Raw genomic sequence first — 22,550 nt, forward strand, 5'->3', positions numbered from 1 at the left:
GGCGGGTAGTCGGCGGGGGTGAGCCGCAGCAGCGCCCTGCCCCGCGACGCCTCGACCGCCGAGGCGGTCGCCGCGCGGCTCGACAAGCCGATGGGCGCGCTCGGCGTGGTGTTCGTGCTCGTGGTGCTCGGCCAGTCGCTCGCCGAGGACCCCCGGGTCGTGCGCGCGCTCACCGTGGTCGGCTGGCTGCTGTGGTCGGTGTTCGTGGCCGAGCTCGCGCTGCGCGCGTACCTCGCCCGGGACCAGCGGCGCTTCTGGTCGCGCAACTGGTGGCAGGTGGTCTTCCTCGCGGTCCCCTTCCTGCGCTTCGCCCGGGCGCTGACGCTGCTGCGCGCCGCGCGGGTGGGCAGCGTGCTCTCGGCGGCGGTGCGCGGCTCGCGGTCGGCGGGTCGGCTGCTGTCGAGCCGGGTGGGGTGGCTCGCCGTGGTCACCGTCGTCGTCGTGCTGGCGTCCAGCCAGCTGCTGCTCGTCCTCGGCTCGTACGACGACTACGGCCCGGCCCTGCACGACGCGGCGCTCGCCACCGTCACCGGGGCGGAGCTCGCGGCGGACGACGGCTTCGCCCAGGTGCTCGAGGTGGTCCTCGCGGTCTACTCGGTGGCCGTCTTCGCGACGCTGGCGGCGGCCCTTGGCGCGTACTTCCTGCAGCCGCAGCAGGCGGGGCGGGAGCAGGAGCCGGGTCGGGGGTGAGGCGGGGCCGCGTGTGGCCGCGCCCGCTCCCGGGGAGCAGACTGCCGCAGCCCGCTCCCCCACCGGAGGTCCCGTGCCCCTCGCCACCCGGCCGCGCGCCGTCGTCCTCGACGTCAACGAGACGCTGTCCGACCTCGCGCCGCTCGGCCCCGCGTTCGAGGAGGAGGGCGCGCCGGCGCACCTGGCGCCGCTGTGGTTCGCGTCGGTCCTGCGGGACGGCTTCGGGCTCTCGCTGGCGGGCGCTCCGAGGCCCTTCGTCGAGGTGGCCGCGGGCGCGCTGCGCCCGCTCCTGGCGGCGGCGGGGGTCGAGGACCTCGACGGCGCCGGGCAGCGGGTCCTCGACGCGCTGGGCACGCTGCCGGTGCGCGCCGACGTCCCCGAGGGCCTGCAGGCGCTGGCGGCCGCCGGGCTGCGCGTGGTGACGCTGACGAACGGCGCGGTCGCGACGACGGACGCGCTGCTGCGCCGGGGCGCCGCCCGCCCGCACGTCGACCTCCTGCTCAGCGTCGAGGACGCCGGGGCGTGGAAGCCGGACCGGCGCGCGTACGAGCACGCGGCGCGCGCGACGCGCCTCGCACCGCAGGACCTGCTCCTCGTCGCCGTGCACCCCTGGGACGTCGACGGCGCGGCCCGGGCCGGCCTGCGGACCGCCTGGCTCGACCGCGCCGGGACGCCGTACCCCTCGCACGCGACGCTGCCGGACCTCGTCGCCCGCGACCTCCTCGACCTCGCGGGGCAGCTCGCGTGAGGGTCGTGCTGTGGACCGACGCCACGGGTGTCGGCGGGGCCGAGATCAGCGTCGCCAACCTCGTGGGCGCCGCGCCGGCCGGCCTCGACCTCGTCGTCGCCGGCGTGCACCGCGGGACGGTGGAGCGGCTCGCCGGGGGGCGCGCGGAGCCCGTCGTGCTCGGCGCCGGGCCGGCGGCGACCGCGGCGGGGCTGCGCCGGCTCGGGCCGGACGTGGTGCACGTCAACCGCTACGTCCCCTGGTCCTCGGCCACCGCGGTCGCCGCGGCGCTCGCGCTGCCCGCGGCCCGCGTCGTCACCGTCGACCAGCTGCCGCTGCGCACGACCGCGGCGCACGAGCTGTGGCGCACGCGCGCCCTGACGCTGCGCGCGGACGCCGCGGTCGCCGTGGGCCGGGTCAGCGCCCGCCGCATCGAGGACTTCTACGCGCTCGGTCGCGGCAGCGTGCGCTCGGTGCCCAACGGGGTGCCGCCCGTCGACGTCCCGGTACGGCCCGCCGACGCGGACCTCGTCGTCGGCTCGCTCGGCCGCCTCGACCCGATGAAGGGCTTCGACGTCGCGCTGCACGCGCTCGCCGACGTGCCGGGGGTGCGGCTCGTGGTGCACGGCAGCGGCGGCGCGGGGTCGGACCTGGCCGCCCTGGCCGGGCGGCTCGGCGTGGCCGACCGCGTGCGCTGGGCGCCCTGGACCGACGACCGCGAGGAGGCCCTCGGCGGTCTCGACGCCTTCGTGCTGCCCTCGCGCACCGAGGGCTTCTCGCTCTCGCTCGTGGAGGCGATGTCCGCGGGACTGCCCTGCATCGCGTCGAGCGTCGGCGGCGCCGAGGAGGCGCTCGACGGCGGGCGGGCCGGGCTCCTCGTACGCCCCGACGACGCCGCGGGGCTCGCCGGCGCCCTCACCGCCCTGCGCGACGACCGCGGGCTGCGCGACCGGCTCGGGGCCGCCGCGCGGGAGCGCGCCCGCTCGCTCTACACCGCGCAGGCCATGGCGCGGGCGTACGCCGACCTGTGGGCGGAGGTCGTCGACCGGCCCCGGGCCCCGCGGCTCCGCCCGCCCCGGCCGCGGGCCTGACCGGGGGCGCTCCTGGGCGGCGCGCCGCCCCGGGGCTGCGTGTCCCGGCCGCGCGGCCGCAGGCTCGCGCCCGTGCAGCTGCATGCTCGCCGCCGGGGTCGTGCACGTCCACGGGCGGGGAGCTGCATGATCGCCGCCGGGGTCGTGCGTGATCACGGCCGGGGAGCTGCATGATCACGGTCGGGGTCCTGGATGATCGCGGCCGGGGGGCTGCATGATCGCGGCCGGGGAGGTGCAGGGTGGCGCCGGTGGGGCGGGGTCAGCCCTCGAGGTCGCCCTCCAGCTCGAGGTAGACCTGCTGCAGCGCCTCGAGGGTCGCGGCGTCGGGCTCCGCCCAGAGCCCGCGGTCGGCGGCCTCCAGGAGGCGCTCGGCGATGCCGCGCAGCGCCCAGGGGTTGGAGCGGCGCATGAACTCGCCGACCTGCTCGTCGAGGACGTACGACCGGGCGAGCTGCTCGTACATCCAGTCGTCGACGACGCCGGCGGTGGCGTCGTAGCCGAAGAGGTAGTCGACGGTGGCGGCCATCTCGAAGGCGCCCTTGTACCCGTGGCGCTGCATGGCCGACACCCACTTGGGGTTGACCACGCGCGCGCGGAAGACCCGGTGCGTCTCCTCCCCCAGCGTGCGGGTCCGCACCGCCGAGGGCACCGCGGAGTCGCCGACGTACGCGGCGGGCGAGCGGCCGGTGAGGTGGCGCACCGTGGCGACCATGCCGCCGTGGTACTGGAAGTAGTCGTCGGAGTCGACGATGTCGTGCTCGCGGGTGTCCTGGTTCTTCGCGGCCACCGAGATGCGGCGGAACGCGCTCTCCATGTCGGAGCGCGCCTCGCGCCCGTCGAGCCCACGGCCGTAGGCGTAGCCGCCCCAGACCGCGTACACCTCGGCGAGGTCGGCGTCGGTGCGCCAGTTGCGGGCGTCGACGAGCGGGAGGAGCCCGGCGCCGTACGCCCCGGGCTTGGAGCCGAAGATGCGGGACGTGGCGCGGCGGCGGTCGCCGTGCGCGGCGCTGTCCTCGTCGGCGTGCGCCTTGAGGTAGTTGTCCTCCGGCGCCTCGTCGAGCTCGGCCACGGCGCGCACCGCGTCGTCGATGAGCGCGACGACGTGCGGGAAGGCGTCGCGGAAGAAGCCCGAGATCCGCACGGTCACGTCGATGCGCGGCCGGCCGAGCTCGGCGAGGGGCACGACCTCGAAGCCGGTGACGCGCCGCGAGGCGTCGTCCCACGTCGGGCGGCAGCCGAGCAGCGCCAGCACCTCGGCGATGTCGTCGCCCTGCGTGCGCATCGCGGACGTGCCCCAGACGGTGAGGCCGACCGAGCGCGGGTGCTCGCCGGTGTCGGCGAGGTGCCGGGCGACGAGCGAGTCGGCCAGCGCGACGCCGACGTCCCAGGCGTTGCGCGACGGGATCGCCTTCGGGTCGACCGAGTAGAAGTTGCGGCCCGTCGGCAGCACGTTGACCAGGCCGCGCGTGGGCGAGCCCGACGGCCCCGCCTCGACGAAGCGGCCCTCGAGGGCGCGCAGCACGTTGGCGACCTCGTCGGTCGTGCGGTCCAGCCGCGGCACGAGCTCCTCGACGGCGAACCGCAGCACCGCCTCCACCGCCGGGACGTCCGCCCCCAGCACCTTGCGCACCACGGCCTCGGGGTCGCGGTCGTGGCGCAGCAGCGCCACCAGCTCGAGCGCCTGGTCGTCGAGGCGGTCGACGGCGGCGGACGCGCGGACCCGCCCGGCGTCCTCGTCGCCGTGCCGCAGCGCGTCGGGCACGGCCACGAGGGCGCCCGGCTCCGCGAGCAGGTCGGCCTCGGAGAGGCCGTGGTGCTCGGCAAGCGCTGTCCTGATGCCGGGCAGCGCGCCGTGGCGGCCGCCCCAGACCTGGGAGGACCGCAGCACCGACAGCACGAGGTTGTCCTGCGCCTCGTCCTGCGGGGCCGCGCCGAGCACGTGCAGCCCGTCGCGGATGAGGACGTCCTTGACCTCGCACAGGTAGCCGTCGACGTGCAGGACGAAGTCGTCGAACTCGTCCTCGCCGGGCATCTCCTCCTGGTGGAGGTCGTGGTGCAGCTGGGCGGCCTGGATGAGCGTCCAGATCTGCGCCCGCAGCGTGGGCACCTTGTCCGGGTCGAGCGCCTGGACGGTGGCGTACTCGTCGAGGAGCTGCTCGAGGCGGGCCATGTCGCCGTACGAGTCCGCCCGGGCCATCGGCGGGACGAGGTGGTCGACGACGACGGCGTGCCCGCGGCGCTTGGCCTGCGTGCCCTCGCCCGGGTCGTTGACGATGAACGGGTAGACCAGCGGCAGGTCGCCCAGCACCGCGTCGGGCGCGCACTCCGCGGACAGCCCGAGGCCCTTGCCCGGCAGCCACTCCAGCGTGCCGTGCTTGCCGAGGTGCACCACCGCGTCGGCGCCGAAGGAGGCGTCGAGCCACCGGTACGCCGCGAGGTAGTGGTGCGACGGCGGCAGGTCGGGGTCGTGGTAGATCGCGACCGGGTTCTCGCCGAAGCCCCGGGGCGGTTGCACGAGCAGGACCACGTCGCCGTACACCTGCGCGGCGAGGACGATGTCGTCGCCGTCCACGTAGAGCGAGCCGGGCGGCTCGCCCCACGCCGCGACGACGGCCTCGCGCAGCGGCGCGGGCAGGGCGGCGAACCACTCCTCGTACTGCCTGAGGGGCACCCTCACGGGGTTGGCGGCGAGCTGCTCCTCCGTCAGCCACTCCACGTCGTGCCCGCCGGCGGCGATGAGCCGGTGCACGAGCTCGTCGCCGTCCTCGGGGAACCCGTCGACGCGGTAGCCCGCGCCGCGCAGCGCGCGCAGCAGCGCGACCGCCGAGGCCGGGGTGTCGAGGCCGACGGCGTTGCCGACGCGCGCGTGCTTGGTCGGGTACGAGGAGAGGACCAGCCCCAGCTTCTTGCCCGCGGCCGGCGTGCCGCGCAGCCGCGCCTGGCGCACCGCGATCCCCGCCACCCGCGCGGCGCGCTCGGGGTCGGCGACGTAGACCGGCACCCCGTCGGGCCCGGACTCCTTGAACGAGAACGGCACCCCGACGATGCGCCCGTCGAACTCCGGCACCGCGACCTGCATGGCGGCGTCCATCGGCGAGAGCGCCGCGTCGGACGCCTCCCACTGGGCGCGGGACGTGGTGAGGCACAGCCCCTGCACGACCGGCACGTCGAGCGCCCGCAGCGCGCCCGCGTCCCACGCCTCGTCGTCGCCACCCGCGCTCGCGTCGGCCGCGCGGGTGCCGCCCGCCGCGAGCACCGTCGTCACGAGCGCGTCCGCGCGGCCGAGGAGCCCGAGCAGGTCGGGCCCCACCTCGCGCAGCGACGCGCAGAAGACCGGCAGGGCGTTGGCACCCTGCGCCTCGACCGCGTCGCACAGCGCCTCGACGAACGCGGTGTTGCCGCTCAGCGCGTGCGCCCGGTAGAGCACCACGCCGACGGTCGGCCGGTCGGGCGCCTGCACCCGGTCGCCGAGGACCCCGTGCAGCGGCATCTCCCGCGGCGGGGCGAAGCCCTCCCCGGTGAGCAGCAGCGTGTCCGAGAGGAAGGCGGCGAGCTCGCGGAGGTTGTCGACGCCGCCCTCGCGCAGGTACGCGAGCACCTCGGTCGCCACGCCCGCGGGCACCGTCGAGAGCGCCATGAGCTCGGCGTCGGGGGCGGCCTCGCCGCCGAGCACGACGGCCGGGACGCCGCTCGCCAGCACCGCGTCGAGGCCGGCCTCCCAGGTGCGGCGGCCGCCGAGGAGCCGTACGACGACCGCGCTCGCCCCGCCGAGCAGCGCCGCGACCTCCTCGGGGGACGTGCGGGAGGGGTTCGCGGTGCGCCAGCCCGCGCCGCTCGAGCGGGCGGCGAGCAGCTCGGTGTCGGCGGTGGACAGGAGCACGGGCACGGCGGTCGTCACCGGCCCGATGCTAGGCCCGTGTGGCACGGTGGGCAGCGATGGCACCGACGAGCGGGCACCGGCGGCACCACGAGCGCATGGTCGCGGCGGGGGTGGTGGTGGCGGGGCTGCTGGCCGGGTGCGGCGGCGGGGACCGGGCTGCGCCCGCCCCCGCCCCCGCCCCGGCGCCGCCCGCGACAGCGACCACGAGCCCGACCACGAGCCCGACCACGAGCCCGACCACGAGCCCGACGTCCACGCCCACCGCCACCCCCACCGCCGGCGACTGCGTCGACGCCGTCCTGACCGGGCTCTCCCCCCGCGACCGGGCGGCGCAGCTGCTGCTGCTCGGCGTGCCGGCGGAGGACCCGGCGGACGGGGCGGACCTCGTGGCGCAGCGGCAGCCGGGCGGGGTGTTCCTGTTCGGGCGCAACCGGGAGCGGCTGGCCGAGGTGCGCGCCGGGGTCGACGCGCTGCGGGGCGCGGCCGAGGTGCCGCTGCTCGTGGCCGCCGACCAGGAGGGCGGGCTCGTCGAGACGCTGCGCGGGCCCGACGCCCCCGACGCGCCCACCGCGCTCGAGCAGGGCGGCTGGTCCCCCGGCGAGCTGCGCCGCGAGGCCCGCTCGTGGGGCGAGGACCTGGCCCGCGCGGGAGTCGACCTCGACCTGGCCCCCGTCGCCGACACCGTGGCCGAGGAGGACGCGGACGACAACCCGCCGATCGGCGCGTTCGACCGGCAGTACGGCGACGACCCGGAGCGCGTCGGCCGCTCGGTGGCCGCGTTCGTCGAGGGGCTGCAGGGCGCCGGCGTGCTCGCGACGCTCAAGCACTTCCCCGGGCTCGGCCGGGTCGAGGTCAACACCGACACGGGCACCGGCGCCGAGGACGGCGTGACGGACGCCGGGGACCCGTACCTCGGGCCGTTCCGCGACGGCATCGCCGCCGGCGCCGCGGCGGTCATGGTGAGCTCGGCGACGTACCCGCGGCTGGACCCCGACGACGTCGCGGCCTTCTCGCCCGAGGTCGTCACGGGGCTGCTGCGGGAGCGGCTCGGGTACGGCGGCCTCGTCGTCAGCGACGACCTCGGGCAGGCCGAGGCCGTCGCCGCCGTGCCACCCGGTGAGCGCGCCACCCGCTTCGTCGCCGCGGGCGGCGACCTCGTGCTGACCGTCGTCCCGTCCGACGCCGGGCCGATGGTGCGGGCGCTGCGCGACCGGGCCGCCGAGGACACCGCGTTCCGCGCCCGCCTCGACGAGGCCGTGCGGCACGTGCTCGAGGCCAAGCGCCGTGCGGGGCTGCTGCCCGGCTGCTGACCCCACCCCCGGCGCCCGCGGCTCAGCCCGCGGCCTCCGGCAGGTCGCGGACGCGGGGGTCGCCGGCGTCGGCGTGGTAGTCCGCCTCGGCGGTGGCGTCGTCGACGGCCCGCCCGCGCAGCGCGAGGTTGACGAGGACGGCGACGACGACGTTGAGCAGCACGGCGAGGAAGCCCGCGTACACCTGGGCGTCCGTGCCGAGGCCGAGCTCGTCGAGCCGGAACGCCGAGCCGCCGAAGTGCTCGCGCACGACGACCGGCCCGTCCGGGGTGAACGCCGTCTGCGGGACCGTCCACAGCATCCAGGCCCCCGCAACGAGCCCGGCGGCCCACCCCGCGAGGAGCGCCTGCGGGCGGAACCACGCGGTGCACAGGGCGATCCCGACCGCGGGCAGGGTCTGCAGGATGATGACGCCGCCGATGAGCTGCAGGTCGATGGAGAACTGCGGGTCGAGGGCGAGGATCGCGAGCAGCGCGCCGAGCTTGACCACGAGCGAGGCGAGCTTGCTGGAGCGGGCCTCCTGCGCCGGCGTGGCGTCCTTGTTGAGGTACTCCTTGTAGACGTTGCGGGTCCACAGGTTCGCCGCCGCGATGGACATGATCGCCGCGGGGACGAGCGCGCCGATCGCCACCGCGGCGAAGGCGAAGCCCGCGAACCAGTCCGGGAACATCTGCTCGAAGAGCAGCGGCACCACCGTGTTGGAGTCCGCGCGCGGGCCGACCGGCGTGCCGTCGACCCCGACGAGCTCGCCGGACGTCAGCGGCGTCACGCCCGCAGCGATCGCCATGTAGCCGAGCAGGGCCAGGAGGCCGAGCAGGAAGGTGTACGCGGGCAGCGCGGCCATGTTGCGCTTGATGGTGTCGCGGCTGCGGGCGGCGAGGACGCCGGTCAGCGAGTGCGGGTAGAGGAACAGCGCGAGCGCCGAGCCGAGCGCGAGGGTGGCGTACTGCAGCTGCGCCGGGCCGCCGAGGACGACGCCGTCGCCGGGGTTGGGGCTGGCCGCGAACTTCTCCTCCGCGGCCGCGAAGATGCCGTCCCACCCGCCGACCTGCGAGGGGATGTAGAGCACCGCGACGAGGATGACGACGTAGATGAGCGAGTCCTTGACGAAGGCGATGAGCGCCGGGGCGCGCAGCCCGCTGTTGTACGTGTAGGCCGCGAGCACCGCGAACGCCAGGACGATCGGCAGCTCGCCCTCGATGCCCATCGTCTTCAGCACCGCCTCGATGCCGACGAGCTGCAGGGCGATGTACGGCATCGTCGCCACGATCCCGGTCACGGCGACCGCCAGCGCGAGGGTCGGCGAGCCGGAGCGGGCGCGCACGAAGTCGGCCGGCGTGACGTACCCGTGGACGTGGCTCACCGACCAGAGCCGGATGAGGACGAGGAAGACGATCGGGTACACGACGATCGTGTACGGCACCGCGAAGAACCCGGCGGCCCCGGCGCCGAAGACGAGCGCGGGGACCGCGACGAAGGTGTACGCGGTGTAGAGGTCGCCGCCGACGAGGAACCAGGTGATCCAGCCGCCGAAGCTGCGCCCGCCGAGCCCCCACTCGTCGAGGTGCTCCATCGTGGCGGCGCGCCGCCACCGCGAGGCCAGGAACCCCATGACGGTGACGAGGAGGAAGAGCGCCAGGAAGACGGTCATCTCGCCCGCGTCGATCCCGCCCGGGTCGACCGCCTCCGCGGCCAGCAGCGGGGTCACCGCCGGTCCCCGCGGTGCGCCCGGTAGACGACGACGGTGCACGCGACGCCGACCGGGATGGCGAGCATCTGCCACCAGTAGAAGAACGGGATCCCCGCCAGCTCCGGGTCGACCCGGTTGTAGAGCGGCGGGACGAGGACGAGCGCGCACGGGACGACGAGCAGCCAGTTCAGCGGGTGCGTGTCGGACCGCCGGCGCGGCGGCGTCGGGTCGGGGGCAGCCACGGCGACCTCCATCGGTCGGGCGTCCGGTCGGTGCCGCAGCACGCTACTGCCGGTGACGAGCCGTACCGCCGCGCCGCGCCGCCTCACTCGAGCAGCGGGTGCACCACCCCGTACGCCAGCGCGCCGACGAGCGCGGCCATCGGGATCGTGAGGAACCAGGCCGCCACGATGGTCCGCGCCACCCCCCAGCGGACCGCCGAGAGCCGCCGCGTCGCACCGGCGCCCATGATCGCCGAGGTGATGGTGTGCGTCGTCGAGACCGGCGCCTCGAAGACGAAGGCCGTCGTGTAGAGCACGCCCGCGGCAGTGGACTCGGCGGCGAACCCCCGTGCCGGGTCGAGCTCGATGATCCGCCGGCCGAGGGTGCGCATGATCCGCCAGCCGCCGGCGTACGTGCCCAGGCTGATCGCCGCCGCCGCCGCGAGCACCACCCAGACCGGGATGTGGTCGGTGCTGGTCTGGTAGCCGCCCGCCACGAGCGCCAGGACGATGACGCCCATCGTCTTCTGCGCGTCCTGCAGCCCGTGCCCCAGCGCCATCGCCGCCGCGCTCACGGTCTGCGCGTAGCGGAAGCGCCGGTTGGTGCGGTGCGGGTTGGCGCGGCGGAACAGCCAGAGGATGCCGAGCATGAGGGCGAACGCGATCCCGAAGCCGACCAGAGGCGACACCACCATCGGCACGACGACCTTGTCCACGACGTGCGCCCAGCTCACGTCCGTCGACGAGGCCAGGCCGGCCCCCACGAGCCCGCCGATGAGCGCGTGGGACGAGGACGACGGCAGGCCGAACCACCAGGTGACGAGGTTCCAGGTGATGGCCCCGAGCAGCGCGGCCATCACCACGACCATGCCGGGGACCCCGACCTCGATGTCGAGGATCTCGCCGATGGTGCGCGCGACCCCCTGCCCCAGGAACGCCCCCACGAAGTTCATCACCGCGGCCATGAGCAGCGCGGCGCCCGGCGTGAGCGCCCGGGTGGACACCGAGGTGGCGATGGCGTTCGCGGCGTCGTGGAAGCCGTTGGTGTAGTCGAACCCCAGCGCGACGACGACCACGCAGACGACGATGACGAGCTCCACCGTCACGACTCCTTGACGGCGATCGACTCCACCGTGTGGGCCACGCGCTCGAACGCGTCGGCGCAGTCCTCCAGCTCCTCGACGACGTCCTTGAGCTTGAGCAGCTCGATGGCGTCGTACATGCCGCTGAACAGGGTGGCCATGAGACGCCGGTACGACTGGTCGGCCTCGTTCTCCAGGCGGTTGACCTCGATCCAGTACTCGCTGAGGTCCCCCGGCGAGCGCAGCCGCCCCATCGCCTCCGCGGTGACGTACGCCGCCCGCTCCAGCAGGTCGACCTGCTGGCTCACCTCCGGCGGCAGCTCGCGCGGTCGGTAGAGCACGACGAGGTCGGCGGCTGCGTCCATGTGGTCCATGACGTCGTCGAGCCGGCTCGCCAGGTCGTAGATGTCGGAGCGGTCGAACGGCGTGACGAACGTCGAGTTCACCGCCCGCAGGATCTCGTGCGTGACCTCGTCCCCGGCGTGCTCCGCCGCGCGCATCTCCTGCGCGATCGCCGGCCGGTCGTCGGGCGCCGCCGCGACGAGGCGGCACAGCAGCCTCGCCCCGGTCACGTGCGTCTGCGCCGAGCGGGCGAACAGGTCGTAGAACCGGTCGTCCCGCGGGGTGAACCGCCCCAGGAGCCTCGCCACGTGCACCACCTCCGGGCGGCGCACTACCCCGCAGGCGCGCCACCACCCGTCCACCGGTCCGTCACCTGGCGTACGGCCGCCGTCCTCCCCCGCGCCACCGGGCGCCCGGCCCCTGGGCCGCGCCCGCCGCGAGGGGCAGGATGGGCCCGTGCCGCCGTTCCCGGACCCCACCGGCCCGCCCGCCCCGCGGGCGCAGGTCCTGCTCGGCTACCTCGACTACTTCCGCGGGGTCCTCGCCGAGAAGGTCGCCGACCTGCCGGAGGAGGACGCCCGCACGAGCCGGCTGCCCTCCGGCTGGAGCCCCCTGGAGCTCGTGCACCACCTGGTCCACGTGGAGCGGCGCTGGCTCGACTGGGGCTTCGAGGGCCGCGACGTCGGGGACCCCTGGGCCGACCGGCGCGACGGGCGGTGGCACGTGCCCGAGGCCCTGTCGGGCGCGGACGTGCTCGCGCTGCTCGAGGAGCGCGGCCGCCTCACCCGCGCCGTCGTGGAGCGGCACGCGCTCGACGAGGTCGGCGCGCCGAGCGGGCGCTGGGAGGGCGCCGACCCGCCCGCGCTGGAGCGCGTCCTGCTCCACCTGCTGCAGGAGCACGCGCGCCACGCGGGCCACCTCGACGTCGTGCGCGAGCTCGTCGACGGGCGCACCGGCGAGGACGGCTAGGGACGTGGCCGACCGGGACCCCGTCCTCGCCGGGCTCGCCGCCGCGCAGCTCGCCGCCGGGCTCGCCGGGCTCGTCGTGTCCTGGCGGCGCCGGCTGCCGTACGACGTGGGCGCCGGCCGGCTCGAGGTGGGCCGCGGCGACCCGCGCCACGTGGTCCGCGGGTCGCTGCTCGTGGGGAGCGCGCTGGCCGCGCCCGTGCCGGTGCTCGCCGTGCAGGCCGCGCTCACCGCGGCGGTCGCCGTGGACGGGCGGGGCCGCCGGGCCCTGGGGCTGCTCGCGCTGTCGCTGGTGCCCGGCTACCTCGAGGAGCGCCGGGCGCGGCAGCGCCTCGCGCCCGGCGGCGCGGACCGCGTGGAGTCGCCGCTGGTCGCCGCGGGGCTCGTGCTCGCCGCCGCCGTCGCCGCCCGCGCCCTGCGCTGAGCGCTGGGCGCTGAGCGCTGGGCGGGCGGCCGTACCGCGCCGTCGGACGAGCAGGAGGGCGTCGGTCGCGTCAGCGGCGTCAGCCGCGTCCGTCGCGCCGGAACGCGTCGCGCAGCCGCTGCAGACCCCGGCGCCACCCGGTCGCACCGCGGAAGCGCGGGCAGGAGCAGACGTGGCAGAGCGTGCCGGTACGGCCCTCGACGGCGGCTCCGCCGGGGCGGCCGTGGCCCCCGCGGACGTGGCCGCAGACGCAGGTGTCGTACAGGGCGGTGCCGCTCGGCGCGGCGGGGTCGGTGTCCGGCATCCGCCCCTGTTGCCCCGCGGGGAGCCGGCCACGCCCCGTGGCGCGCGACCGGTCAAGCGCGCCACGGGTTGGTCGAGGCGGGTGTGAGGGCGCGGGCGAGCGGGGAGCAGGGAGCGGCACCCCACGACCCCGACCACCGGAGGACCCGCATGGCCACCCAGACCCTGTCCCGCTCCCTGCACGACGTCGGCCTCGCCGCCTGGTTCGGCGGCACCCTCGCCAACGCCGTCGCCCTCAACCCCGCCTCGGCGACCGCCTCGGCCGACCACGAGAGCGGCCGCGTCGCCAACACCGGCTGGGACCGCTGGACGCCCGTCAACGCGGCCGCGATCGGCGCGCACCTCGTCGGCAGCCTCGGTCAGCTCGCCGGCAACAGCGAGCGCGTGAAGGCCCAGCAGGGCGTCGCGACCATGTCGCTCGTCAAGACCGCCCTCACCGCCGCGGCGCTCGGCGTCACCGGCTACAGCCGCCTGCTCGGGCGCAAGGTCTCCGAGCACCGCGACGTGCCCGTGAGCTCGGCCACCGAGCCGACGCACGGCACCCCGCGCGAGGTGGCGCAGGCGCAGGCGCGGCTCAAGACCCTGCAGTGGGCGGTCCCCGCGCTGACCGGCGCGCTCGTCGTGGTGTCGGCGTACGCCGGCGAGCAGCAGCGGGCCAGCGCGGTCCAGAAGGGCATCGCGGCGCGGCTCACGCCCGGCCTCTGACCGGTCGGTCCCCGACCGGCCGCGTCCAGGCGGGGGGCGCCCCGGGCGGCACGAACGCCAGCCCGGGCGGCGCCCCCCGCTCGACGAGCCGGCGCAGCGCGTCGAGGTCGAGGTGGTCGGCGACGAGGTCGCCGAGCGCGTCGAGCCGCCGCTCGCGCAGCAGCGCGAAGGAGGTGCCGGGCGCCGGCACGAAGCGCCGCCCGCTCGTCGCGGCGACGTCGCGCAGGAACGCGCGGCGGAAGCCGTCGTTCTCGAAGGCGCCGTGCCAGGTCGTCCCCTGCACCGGCCCGGCGGCGCAGCCGTCGAGGAAGGGCTCCCCGCCCTCGACCTCGGCGCGGCCGTGGTGGATCTCGTAGGCGACCACCCGCTCGCCGTACGCGCTGCCCTCCGGGCGGCCCAGCACCTTGTCGGCGCCGAAGCGCACCCGCACGGGCAGCAGCCCGAGGCCCTCGACCCGCCCGGCGCGGCTCTCCACGTCGTCGACGACCTCGCGGGCGAGCATCTGGTAGCCGCCGCAGATGCCCAGCACCCGCCGCCCCTGCGCGGCGCGCCGCAGGACGGCGTCGGCCAGCCCCTCCCGGCGCAGCCACGCCAGGTCCTCCACCGTCGCGCGGGTCCCCGGCAGCACGACGAGGTCGGCGTCGGCGAGCTGCTCCGGGCGGGTGGCCAGCGTGACCGCGACGCCCGGCTCGGCCGCGAGCGCGTCGACGTCGGTGACGTTGCTCAGGCGCGGCAGGCGCACGACGGCGACGCGCAGCACGTCCTCGCCCACGGGAGGCCCGGCCGGCGAGGACGGGCGCGAGGCCAGGTCGAGGGAGTCCTCGACGTCGAGCCACAGCCCCTCGACCCACGGCAGCGTCCCCAGCACCGGGCGGCCGGTGACGGCCTCGAGCTGGCGCAGCCCCGGCGCGAGCAGGCGCTCGTCGCCGCGGAACTTGTTGACGACGAACCCGCTCACGAGCGCCTGGTCCTGCGCGTCGAGCAGGGCGACGGTGCCGTGCATCGCCGCGAAGACGCCGCCGCGGTCGATGTCGCCGACGACGACCACCGGCAGCGAGGCCGCCCGCGCGAGCCCCATGTTGGCGATGTCCGTGGCCCGCAGGTTGATCTCGGTCGGGCTGCCCGCCCCCTCGCACACCACGACGTCGTAGCGCGAGCGCAGGTCCGCCAGGCTGTCGAGCACCACCTCCATGAGGCGCTGCTTGACCGCCCGGTACGACAGCGCGCTCACCTCCCCGTCGGGGCGCCCCAGCACGACCACCTGCGAGGTGCGGTCGCCGCCGGGCTTGAGGAGCACGGGGTTCATCACCGCCTCGGGCTCGACGCCGGCGGCCTGCGCCTGCATCGCCTGCGCCCGCCCGATCTCGGCGCCGTCGCGGGTGACCATCGAGTTGAGCGACATGTTCTGGGCCTTGAAGGGCGCCACCCGCACGCCCTCGCGGGCGAGCCAGCGGCAGATGCCCGCGGTGACGACGCTCTTGCCGGCGTCCGACGTCGTCCCGGCCACGAGCAGGGCGCCCCTCACCGCCGGCCCCCCGCGGCGGCCGCCGCGACGAGCACGGCGGCGGCGCTGACGGCGCGGGCCAGCCGCACCGCCCGGCGCACCGCCGCCGGGTCCGGCGGGGGGCCGTCCCCGAGCCGCCCGCGCACCTCGACCCGGCCGCCGTAGTCGTTCGCGCCGCCCAGCCCGACGCCGAGCGCGCCGGCGAACGCCGCCTCGCAGCGCCCCGCGTTGGGGCTGGGGTGGTCCGCCCCGTCGCGCCACCACGTCCGTACGGCCGCCCCCGGCGAGCCCCCGACGAGCGGCGCGGCGAGGGCGGTGAGGGCGGCGGTGAGCCGGGCGGGCAGCCACCCCAGGACGTCGTCGGCGCGCGCCGCGGCCCAGCCGAAGCGCTCGTACCGGGCGCTGCGGTGCCCGACCATCGCGTCGAGCGTGTTGGCCGCCCGGAACGCGAGCAGGCCCGGCACGCCGAGGGCTGCGCCCCAGACGAGCGCACCGGTCACCGCGTCGGAGGTGTTCTCGGCGAGCGACTCCACGGTGGCGCGCCCCAGCTCCGGCGGGTCGAGGCGCGACGGGTCGCGACCGCACAGGTGCGGCAGCCGGGCGCGCGCCCCCGGGACGTCCCCGGCCTCGAGGAGCGCGGCCATCGCCGCCCCCTCGCGCGCCAGCGACGTGCCGCCGAGCACCACCCAGGTAGCCACCGCCACCGCCGCGGCCTCGGCGACCGGGCCGCGCCGGCGCGCCGCGCGCTCGAGCGCCGCGCCGAGCGCGGCGCAGCCCCCGGTGACCACGAGCGCGTACGCGGCCCCCCGCGCGCGCGAGTCGGCCCACGCGGCCCGCTCGAGCGCCCCCGCCGCCCGGCCGAGCAGCGCGACGGGGTGCCCCCGGCGGGGGTCGCCCAGCACGGCGTCGGCGGCCGCGCCGGCGAGCAGGCCCGCGGCGCGGGGCAGGCGGGGCGCGGGCATGGTCCTCCGGGGTCGGGCGGGGTCGGGCGGGGCGGGGCCGGGCGGGGCGTCGGGCGGGGGTCGGGGCGCGAGGCTACCGCCGGCCGGGCCCTAGGGTGGTGCGGTGCAGCGCCCCAGCGCCGGCGGCCCGAGCGCGGGCGCGCCGGGTCCCCTCGCGGCGGTCCACCGCCTCGCCCTCCAGACCTTCCGCGTGCTGCCGCCGCGGGTCCGCTTCGCCATCGTGCGGCGCACCACGCCGCAGTTCACGGTGGGCACGGTCGTGGCCCTGCAGCGCGGCGACGAGATCCTCGTGCTCCGCCAGCGCCACCACCACGGCTGGACGCTGCCGGGCGGGCTCCTCGACCGGGGCGAGACCCCCCGCGAGGCGCTCGTGCGCGAGCTCGACGAGGAGCTCGCGCTGCGCCTCGACGTGCCCGAGGACCCGACGGCGGTCGTCTTCCAGCCCCGCTTCCGGCACATCGACGCGGTGTTCCACCTGCACCTGCCCGAGGACGCCCGGCCGCGCCTCGAGCCGGACGGCACCGAGGTGCTCGACGTGGCCTGGCGCAGGGCCGACGACCCGGCGATCGCCGAGGTCGCGCTCGTGGCGCTGCGCCGGGTCCCGGGGCTGCCGGGGCTGACCGCCGCCGGATGAGCGGGCTCGCGGGGGTGGTGCTCGCCGCCGGGCTCGGCACCCGGCTGCGCCCGCTGACGGCCGTGCGGCCCAAGCCGCTGTGCCCGCTCGGGTCGACGACGCTGCTCGACGCGGCCCTGGCCCGGGTCGCCCCGCACGTCGTCCGCAGCGCCGTCAACGCGCACCACCTCGCCGACCAGGTCGTCGCGCACGTCGGACGGCGCGCGCACGTCTCGGTCGAGGAGCGCCTGCTCGGCACGGGCGGCGCGCTGGCCCGCCTGCGGCCGTGGCTCGACGGCGCGCCGGTCCTGCTGCACAACGGCGACGCCCACCTCGGGGGCTCCCTCGACCGGCTCGTCGAGGGGTGGGACGGGGAGCGCTGCCGCCTCCTCGTCGTCCCCGCGGGCGGCCCCGCGGACTTCGGCGAGGCGCGGTACGTCGGCGCCTGCCTCCTGCCGCCCGCCGCCGTCGCGTCGCTGCCCGACGGCCCCGGCGGCCTGTACGAGCCCCTCTGGCGCCCCGCCTGGGAGGCGGGCCGTCTCGAGCTCGTCGAGCACGACGACGTGGCCGTCGACTGCGGCACCCCGGCGGACTACCTGCGGGCCAACCTGCTCGTCAGCGGCGGGCGCAGCGTCGTGGGGACGGGCGCCGTGGTCGAGGGCGAGCTGGTGCGCAGCGTCGTGTGGCCGGGCGGGCGGGTCGCCCGCGGCGAGGTGCTCGTGGAGAGCGTCCGGGTCGGCGCGGACCTCACCGTCGACGCGCGGGTGGACCGCGCGGCCCGGGGGTAGTCGTCCGGCTGGCGCCGCGGAGACCTCCGCGGCAGGCTCAGGCGCGGCCGGCACCACCCGGGTCCCGGCCCCGGCAGGAAGGCGACACGTGGCTCTCGACGACGACATGACGACCACCCCGAGCGACGGCGGCGCGGACGGCGGCGCCGACAGCGGCGCCGAGCACGGCCCCGCGGACCACGGCGCGTCGGGCCAGCCCGGCGAGCACGACGGCGGCGCGGACGGCGGCGCGGACGGCGGCGCGGACGGCGGCGCCGAGCACGGCCCGGCCGACCACGGCGCGTCGGGCCAGCCCGGCGAGCACGACGGCGGCGCCGACGGCGGCGCGGACGGTTCGGCCTGACCGCGCAGCTCTCGGGCAGCCGCCCGGCGGCCGGGGCCGGGGCGGTCGGCGCGCACGCCGACCGCCCCGCCCTGCGCCGCTGCGTGGCCGTCGACGCCGACGAGTTCGCGGCGTCGTACTGGGCGCGGCGCCCGCTCCTGTCCACCGCCGGCCAGCTCGGCGGGACCTTCACCGACCTGCTCACCCTCGACGACGTCGACGAGCTCGTCTCGCGCCGGGGGCTGCGCACGCCGTTCCTGCGCATCGCCAAGGACGGCGAGGTCGTCCCTGCGTCGCGGTTCACCGGCTCCGGCGGAGCCGGCGCGACCATCACCGACCAGGTCCGCGACGAGAAGGTGCTCGAGCTCTTCGCGGCCGGGTCCACGCTCGTGCTGCAGGGGCTGCACCGGCTCTGGCCGCCGCTCGTCGCGTTCGCCGGGCAGCTGCGCACCGACCTGGGCCACCCGGTCCAGGTGAACGCCTACGTCACCCCGCCCTCGTCGCAGGGCTTCAGCGCCCACTACGACGTGCACGACGTCTTCGTCCTGCAGGTCGCCGGCGAGAAGCACTGGACGATCCACGCGCCCGTCCTGGCGGACCCGCTGCCCGGCCAGCCGTGGACCGACCGCCGCGAGGAGGTCGCGGCCGCCGCGCAGGGCGAGCCGCTCGTCGACGCCGTCCTGCGGCCCGGCGACGCGCTCTACCTGCCGCGCGGGCACCTGCACAGCGCGGTCGCCCTCGGCGAGGTCTCCGCGCACCTCACCGTGGGCGTGCCCGCGACGACCCGGCGCGACCTCGTCGAGGCGCTGCTCGCCCTGGTCGACGACACCCCGGCGCTGCGCGCCTCGCTGCCGCTCGGCGTGGACGTCACCGACCCCGACGACCTCGCCGGGCCGCTGCAGGACACGGTGGCCGCGCTCGTCGAGCGGCTGCGCGACGTCGACCCGGTCGCCGTCGCGGACCGCATGGCCCGCCGGTCGCTGCAGGCCGGGCGCCCGGCGCCGCTCTCGCCCGTGGCCCACGCCGCGGCGCTGGCGGCGGTCGACGCCGGCTCGCTCGTACGGCTCCGCCCGCACCTCCCGCTCGCGGAGCGCCCGGGGCCCGACGAGGGCCTCGTGCTCGTCCTCGCCGACCGGCGCATCGCCCTGCCGGGCCGGGTCCGCGACGCCGTCGCGGCCCTGCGCACGGGTGCGCCCTGGCGCGTGGGCGACCTGCCCGGGCTCGACGCGCAGGAGCAGGTCGAGCTCGCGCGGCGGCTGCTGCGCGAGGCGGTCCTCGTCCCCGCCGGGCCGCCGGGCGCGGGGGCCGCGCCCGCGTGAGCCCCGCCCCGCCGCGGCCCCCGGCGCCCCGGGGGCCGCGGTGCGCCGCCGCCGCGGTCCTGCGCGGCGACCCCCTGCCCGGCACCGCGCCACCCGTGGCGGGCTGGCTCCTCGTCGAGCAGCCCGGCCCCTGGGGCCGCGACGCGGTCACGTCCTCGCGCCTCGACCCGGCCGTCGGCGCGGCCCTGCTCGAGCGGGCGCGCGCGGCCGGCGTGCGCGTCCTGCTCGTGCGCCGGCCGGGCCGCAGCCCGCTCGCGCGCTACCGGCGCTGGGCCCGGGTCGACTCCCGGCCCGCCCACGAGTCGGTGCGCTGGGGCCGCTTCGCCGACGACCGCGAGCTGCTCGACCTGCCCGGCGACGCCGCGGCCGGGACCCCGTCCGGGGACCCGCTCTACCTCGTCTGCGCCCACGCCCGGCACGACCCCTGCTGCGCGACGCAGGGCCGGCCGGTGGCGGCCGCCCTCGCCGAGGCCCACCCGGCGCTGACCTGGGAGTGCTCGCACCTCGGCGGCTGCCGCTTCGCCGCGAACCTCCTCGTGCTGCCGCACGGGCTCTACTACGGGCACGCCTCCCCGGGCCGGGCCCTGGCCGCCGTCGCGGCGCACCGCGACGGGCTGCTCGTCCCCGAGGACCTGCGCGGGCGCTCGGCGCTGCCGGCCCCCGTGCAGGCCGCCCAGCACCACGCCCGCCTGCGCCTGCGCGCCGCCGGCACCCCCGCGGACGGGGTCGACGACCTGGCGCCCCTGCGGGTGGCCCCCGCGGGCGAGCGCACCTGGCGCGTCTCCCTCGCCGGTCCCGCGGGCGAGGTGGCCCTCGTGGTGCGCGACGAGCCCGCCGCGGCCCCGGCGCCCCTCACCTGCGCCGCCCGCACCGCCGCCGCCCCCCGTCGCTGGGTGCTCGTCGACGCCTGACCGCCCCCGCGGCGATCATGCGCCTCCCCGGCGGTGATCATGCGCCTCGCCGGCGGTGATCATGCAGCTCCGGGGCCCGCCCCGATCGGGGCGGCTCAGTCGAGGGCGGCGAGGGCCTGCTCCGCCTCGGCGAGGGCGCGCTCGCGGCGCTCCTGGTCGGCGGCGGCGGTGCGGGCGGTGAGCGCCTCCTCCGCGGCCCGGCGCTCGGCGTCGTGCAGCTGCTCGCGCAGGTGCTCCGCGCGCTCCTGCGCCTGGCGCTGCGCCTGCGCCGCCTCCTCGGCCGCGCGCCGGGCGACGTCGGCGGCGCGCTGCGCGGCCCGTACGGCCGTCTCGGCCTCCGCCCGCCGCCGCTCCTGCTCCTCGCGCTCGCGCCGCTCCTGCTCCTCGCGCTCGCGCCGCTCGCGCTCCTGCCGGGCCCGGGGGTCCTCACCCGTCGCGGTGCGCCGCGCCGGGCGCGCCGGCGCGGGGGCCGCCGGCGCGGGAGCCGCGAGCGCCGGGAACCCGGAGCGCTGCTCGGAGCGCGCGAGCCGCCCGGAGCGCACCTCCGCGGCGACGTCGGCGTCAAGGAGCGCAGCCTCCAGGGTCTGCTGCACCTCGCCGCGGGTGTCGGCGCTCGTGCGGGCGCCCCGCGCGAGCCCGAGCCGCGCCGCGTCGCGGACGAGGGCGTCGACCACCTGCCGGCGCTGCGCGGACAGCGCCTTGAGCGCCGCAGCGTCGAGCCCGGCGCCGCGCAGCGCCTCCCCCAGCGCGAGGAGGTCCTCGACGACCTGCGGCTGCTCGCGGACGAGCAGGTTGACCAACCAGGCGCCCTGCGTGGGCCGGCGCAGGGCGGCGACGGCGCTCGCGGACGTACGGTCCCCCGCCGCCCGCAGCGCCTTCACCCGTGCGTCCCGCTCGGCGACGAACCGCTCGGGCTCGACGCCGTACAGCGCGTCGGCGGCCTCTCCGACGGGGTCGTCGGCGGCCGCCGGCGCGTCGGGGACGTCGGGCTCGGGGGCGGGTGGGCGCGGGCGCCGGGGCACGCCCCGATCCTGCCGCACGCCGCGCCGTAGCATGCGCAGGTCATGGGGAGCACGCTGCGTGACGACGGGCCCGACGAGGCGCTGGGGCTGGGAGCCGACCTCGACCTGCGGGCGGTCCTCGTACGCCTCCTCGCCGCCGCGCGGCGGGCGTCGGGCGGCGCGACCGCCGCGGTGGGGGCCCTCGCGGCCGACGGCGCCGGCATGCAGGTGCTCGTCGACGCCGGCGACGGGCCCGAGCCCCGCATCGACCTCCCCCCGCTGCCGCCGGGTGCGCTCAACCTGCCCCTGCGCGGCGGCGCGCACGTGGTCGGCCGGCTCCAGGTGGCGGCCCCCGACGAGGCCGCCCGGCAGCACCTCGAGCACCTCGCCGGCGCGGCCGGGCCGGCCGTGGAGAACGCCCGCCGCCACGAGCAGGCGGCTCGCCGGCTGCGCTTCCTGGAAGCGCTTGCCGAGGTGCAGGAGGTGCTGCTGACCGCCCCGGGCCGCGACGCCGTGCTGCAGCTGGTCGCCGACCGCGCCCGTGAGGTCGTCGACGCGGCGCTGGCCGCCGTCCTCCTGCCCGACGAGGACGGCCTCGTGGTCGAGGTCGCGTCGCTGAGGGACGGGACCGGCGCCGGGGGCCCGTACGACGCCGCCGGGTCGTCCGCCGCCGAGGTGCTGCGGACGGGCCGGGCCGCGCTGCTCGCCGACACGGGCGCCGAGGAGCCGGCGCTGGGACCGGTCACCGGCGCGCCGGCCGGCGGGCCGGGGCTCCTGCTGCCCCTGCCGAGCGCCGCCGGCGAGGGGGTCTGGGGCGTCCTCGCCGTGGTCCTCGACGCGGGGGCGGACGCGGCAAGTGCTTTCCCGCGCGGCGCCGTCCAGCAGCTCACGACCCTCGCCGGCCAGGCGACGCTCGCCCTGGACCGGGTGCGGGCCCGCGAGGACCGCGCGCGGCTGGCGGTCTACGAGGACCGCGAGCGGATCGCGCGCGACCTGCACGACCACGTCATCCAGCAGGTCTTCGCGACCGGGCTGCAGGTGCAGGGCGTGGCGCGGGGGCTCGACGCGGAGCCGCGCGCCCGGCTGGAGGAGGCCGTCGACGAGCTCGACGCCGCCATCGCCTCGATCCGCGGGATGATCCACCAGCTGGGCCAGCCCGACGGCGCGCTCGCGGCGGAGGTGCGCGGGCTCGTCGACCGCTCCGAGCGCCTGCTGGGCTGGCGTCCGGCGCTCGAGGTGCGCGGGCCGCTGGACGAGGGCGTGCCCGCGCGCGTGCGTCCGCACCTCGTCGCGGTCCTCCGCGAGGCGCTGTCCAACGTGGCGCGGCACGCGGGGGCATCGGCGGCGTGGGTGCGCGTCGACGTCGGCGACCGCATCGTCGCCGAGGTGCGCGACGACGGGGTGGGCCCGGGGACGAGCGGGCGCCGCAGCGGGCTGCGCAACCTGCGCGAGCGCGCCGAGGGCCTCGGCGGGTCGATGCTCGTCGAGGCGGTCGAGGGCGGCGGGACGCGCGTGCGGTGGGACGTGCCCCTGCGCGGCTGAGCGGGTCGTGCCGGCCCTGCGACCTGCACGACCCGCTCCAGCGGATCGCATCGTCGGTGCCGGGTCATCGCATGATCGGCCCCGGGGGGCTGCATGGTCGGCGCCGGGTCGTCGCATGATCGGCCCCGGGAGGCTGCATGATCGGCCTCGGCAGGCC

General features: G+C 77.9%; 22 protein-coding genes. 13 read left to right on the forward strand and 9 right to left on the reverse strand.

The features are described from left to right. Positions 1 to 18 precede the first annotated feature (18 nt). From D5H78_RS18135 to D5H78_RS18145, 3 genes are all read left to right on the forward strand, one after another. The gene (locus D5H78_RS18135) at positions 19 to 690 is read left to right on the forward strand and encodes a hypothetical protein (protein WP_119951912.1); all 672 of its coding nucleotides are present in this window, start codon (positions 19 to 21) and stop codon (positions 688 to 690) included. Positions 691 to 763: 73 nt separating this feature from the next. Next, on the forward strand, positions 764 to 1,438 hold the full coding sequence (locus D5H78_RS18140; protein WP_119951913.1) for a haloacid dehalogenase type II: 675 nt from the start codon (positions 764 to 766) through the stop codon (positions 1,436 to 1,438). After that, positions 1,435 to 2,508 (forward strand): glycosyltransferase family 4 protein, encoded by a 1,074-nt coding sequence (locus D5H78_RS18145; RefSeq protein WP_119951914.1) that lies wholly within the window; start codon positions 1,435 to 1,437, stop codon positions 2,506 to 2,508. The genes D5H78_RS18140 and D5H78_RS18145 overlap by 4 nt, the downstream gene beginning before the upstream one ends. A gap of 259 nt (positions 2,509 to 2,767) precedes the next feature. On the opposite strand, the gene cobN is transcribed toward D5H78_RS18145, so the two are convergent. After that, complete coding sequence (cobN, locus tag D5H78_RS18150) at positions 2,768 to 6,382, reverse strand: cobaltochelatase subunit CobN (RefSeq protein ID WP_119951970.1); 3,615 nt, start codon at positions 6,380 to 6,382, stop codon at positions 2,768 to 2,770. Between the two features lie 62 nt (positions 6,383 to 6,444). On the opposite strand from cobN, the gene D5H78_RS18155 reads away from it, so the two are divergent. Further along, positions 6,445 to 7,698: a glycoside hydrolase family 3 N-terminal domain-containing protein gene (locus D5H78_RS18155; RefSeq protein ID WP_218566790.1), complete on the forward strand. Its 1,254-nt coding sequence runs from the start codon at positions 6,445 to 6,447 to the stop codon at positions 7,696 to 7,698. A gap of 22 nt (positions 7,699 to 7,720) precedes the next feature. Here D5H78_RS18155 and mctP read toward each other — a convergent pair whose 3' ends face one another. From mctP to D5H78_RS18175, 4 genes are all read right to left on the reverse strand, one after another. Beyond that, the gene (gene mctP, locus D5H78_RS18160) at positions 7,721 to 9,349 is read right to left on the reverse strand and encodes a monocarboxylate uptake permease MctP (protein WP_119951972.1); all 1,629 of its coding nucleotides are present in this window, start codon (positions 9,347 to 9,349) and stop codon (positions 7,721 to 7,723) included. A 53-nt stretch (positions 9,350 to 9,402) separates the two neighbouring features. Then, positions 9,403 to 9,630, reverse strand: coding sequence for a DUF3311 domain-containing protein (locus tag D5H78_RS18165; RefSeq protein ID WP_218566791.1), 228 nt, complete (start codon positions 9,628 to 9,630; stop codon positions 9,403 to 9,405). 83 nt (positions 9,631 to 9,713) lie between these two features. After that, entirely contained in the window at positions 9,714 to 10,709 is a 996-nt protein-coding gene (locus D5H78_RS18170) for an inorganic phosphate transporter (RefSeq protein ID WP_119951916.1), read from the reverse strand. A 2-nt stretch (positions 10,710 to 10,711) separates the two neighbouring features. Continuing rightward, positions 10,712 to 11,341: a DUF47 domain-containing protein gene (locus D5H78_RS18175; protein ID WP_119951973.1), complete on the reverse strand. Its 630-nt coding sequence runs from the start codon at positions 11,339 to 11,341 to the stop codon at positions 10,712 to 10,714. 148 nt (positions 11,342 to 11,489) lie between these two features. Here D5H78_RS18175 and D5H78_RS18180 point away from each other — a divergent pair, with 148 nt between their 5' ends. Together D5H78_RS18180 and D5H78_RS18185 are read left to right on the forward strand one after the other, a co-directional pair. Then, complete coding sequence (locus D5H78_RS18180) at positions 11,490 to 12,002, forward strand: mycothiol transferase (RefSeq protein WP_119951917.1); 513 nt, start codon at positions 11,490 to 11,492, stop codon at positions 12,000 to 12,002. Between the two features lie 4 nt (positions 12,003 to 12,006). Then, entirely contained in the window at positions 12,007 to 12,423 is a 417-nt protein-coding gene (locus tag D5H78_RS18185) for a hypothetical protein (protein ID WP_119951918.1), read from the forward strand. A gap of 79 nt (positions 12,424 to 12,502) precedes the next feature. On the opposite strand, the gene D5H78_RS18190 is transcribed toward D5H78_RS18185, so the two are convergent. Then, on the reverse strand, positions 12,503 to 12,727 hold the full coding sequence (locus D5H78_RS18190) for a hypothetical protein (RefSeq protein ID WP_119951919.1): 225 nt from the start codon (positions 12,725 to 12,727) through the stop codon (positions 12,503 to 12,505). 149 nt (positions 12,728 to 12,876) lie between these two features. Between D5H78_RS18190 and D5H78_RS18195 the strand changes: the two genes are divergently transcribed. Further along, positions 12,877 to 13,431: a hypothetical protein gene (locus D5H78_RS18195; RefSeq protein ID WP_119951920.1), complete on the forward strand. Its 555-nt coding sequence runs from the start codon at positions 12,877 to 12,879 to the stop codon at positions 13,429 to 13,431. Here the strand turns inward: D5H78_RS18195 and D5H78_RS18200 are convergent. Both D5H78_RS18200 and D5H78_RS18205 read right to left on the reverse strand, forming a co-directional pair. Next, on the reverse strand, positions 13,415 to 14,956 hold the full coding sequence (locus D5H78_RS18200) for a cobyric acid synthase (RefSeq protein ID WP_119951921.1): 1,542 nt from the start codon (positions 14,954 to 14,956) through the stop codon (positions 13,415 to 13,417). The genes D5H78_RS18195 and D5H78_RS18200 overlap by 17 nt on opposite strands. After that, positions 14,953 to 15,897, reverse strand: coding sequence for a cobalamin biosynthesis protein (locus D5H78_RS18205; RefSeq protein WP_119951922.1), 945 nt, complete (start codon positions 15,895 to 15,897; stop codon positions 14,953 to 14,955). The genes D5H78_RS18200 and D5H78_RS18205 overlap by 4 nt, the downstream gene beginning before the upstream one ends. Positions 15,898 to 16,000: 103 nt before the next feature. On the opposite strand from D5H78_RS18205, the gene D5H78_RS18210 reads away from it, so the two are divergent. From D5H78_RS18210 to D5H78_RS18230, 5 genes are all read left to right on the forward strand, one after another. Further along, on the forward strand, positions 16,001 to 16,531 hold the full coding sequence (locus D5H78_RS18210) for an NUDIX hydrolase (RefSeq protein WP_119951923.1): 531 nt from the start codon (positions 16,001 to 16,003) through the stop codon (positions 16,529 to 16,531). Continuing rightward, positions 16,528 to 17,298 carry a nucleotidyltransferase family protein gene (locus D5H78_RS18215; protein WP_119951924.1) on the forward strand — a complete coding sequence of 257 codons (771 nt, stop codon included), beginning with the start codon at positions 16,528 to 16,530 and terminating at the stop codon, positions 17,296 to 17,298. The genes D5H78_RS18210 and D5H78_RS18215 overlap by 4 nt, the downstream gene beginning before the upstream one ends. Positions 17,299 to 17,386: 88 nt before the next feature. Then, positions 17,387 to 17,641 (forward strand): BatC protein, encoded by a 255-nt coding sequence (locus D5H78_RS18220; RefSeq protein WP_119951925.1) that lies wholly within the window; start codon positions 17,387 to 17,389, stop codon positions 17,639 to 17,641. Between the two features lie 83 nt (positions 17,642 to 17,724). Next, positions 17,725 to 18,939, forward strand: a complete 1,215-nt coding sequence (locus D5H78_RS18225) for a cupin domain-containing protein (RefSeq protein ID WP_218566792.1) — start codon at positions 17,725 to 17,727, stop codon at positions 18,937 to 18,939. After that, positions 18,936 to 19,850 (forward strand): ferredoxin family protein, encoded by a 915-nt coding sequence (locus D5H78_RS18230; protein WP_342782504.1) that lies wholly within the window; start codon positions 18,936 to 18,938, stop codon positions 19,848 to 19,850. Before D5H78_RS18225 ends, D5H78_RS18230 begins: the two co-directional genes overlap by 4 nt. Before the next feature lie 95 nt (positions 19,851 to 19,945). Here D5H78_RS18230 and D5H78_RS18240 read toward each other — a convergent pair whose 3' ends face one another. Continuing rightward, the gene (locus D5H78_RS18240) at positions 19,946 to 20,872 is read right to left on the reverse strand and encodes a hypothetical protein (RefSeq protein WP_119951928.1); all 927 of its coding nucleotides are present in this window, start codon (positions 20,870 to 20,872) and stop codon (positions 19,946 to 19,948) included. Between the two features lie 42 nt (positions 20,873 to 20,914). On the opposite strand from D5H78_RS18240, the gene D5H78_RS18245 reads away from it, so the two are divergent. Further along, the gene (locus D5H78_RS18245) at positions 20,915 to 22,393 is read left to right on the forward strand and encodes a GAF domain-containing sensor histidine kinase (protein WP_119951929.1); all 1,479 of its coding nucleotides are present in this window, start codon (positions 20,915 to 20,917) and stop codon (positions 22,391 to 22,393) included. Positions 22,394 to 22,550: the final 157 nt, after the last annotated feature.

Origin of the sequence: Vallicoccus soli (assembly GCF_003594885.1) — a bacterium.
Classification (GTDB): Bacteria; Actinomycetota; Actinomycetes; order Motilibacterales; family Motilibacteraceae; genus Vallicoccus; species Vallicoccus soli.